Origin of the sequence: Streptomyces lateritius, assembly GCF_014649715.1 — a bacterium.
Classification (GTDB): domain Bacteria; phylum Actinomycetota; class Actinomycetes; order Streptomycetales; family Streptomycetaceae; genus Streptomyces; species Streptomyces lateritius.
Genome location: NZ_BMTO01000051.1, coordinates 1 through 555, shown reverse-complemented (window position 1 = coordinate 555; position 555 = coordinate 1). Strand labels below are relative to the sequence as shown.

General features: G+C 67.4%; 1 protein-coding gene. It reads right to left on the bottom strand.

Annotation, left to right across the window (positions count from 1 at the left end):
- Positions 1-555 (bottom strand): aromatase/cyclase (locus IE136_RS35230; RefSeq protein WP_189602568.1); only part of this gene is annotated, 555 nt, incomplete at its 5' end.

Here is a 555-nt window from a genome sequence, read left to right as displayed (position 1 = left end):
TCAGCGGTTTCTCTCGGGGCGGGTGTGGGGGTGGGGTGCGGTGAGGGTTTCGGTGTGGGTTTTGGCGTGGTGGAGGGTGGCGCGGCTGTTGGTGGACAGGGCGGTGTGGACGTAGGCGCGGGCGTCTTCGGTGGTGGCGTGGGGGCCGAGGATGCGGGTGATGTTGGCGGTGTTGAGGGTGACGGTGTGCTGGGAGGTGGCGAGGGTGGATCCGTCGGGGGTTTCCTCGAAGGTCCATCGGCCGGTGTGGAGGGTCATCAGGGCGGGCAGGGTGACCTGCTTGTAGGCGATCTTGTGGTGGGGGAACGTGACCCGGTAGGACTTGGTGGTGTGGACGGAGCCGTCCTTGGCGCGGGTGTCCATCTCCAGGGTCTGTACTCCGGGGGTGTCCTCGGTGAGGCGGACGGTGGCGACGTGGGGCAGGCGTTCGGACCACAGGCCGGCCTCGTCGATGAAGGCGTAGACGTCCTTGGCGGAGCCGTCGATGTGGACGGAGTCCTCGAAGGAGAACGTCACGTCCGCCGTCGCGTGCGCCAGCTCCACGTTCTCCTTCAA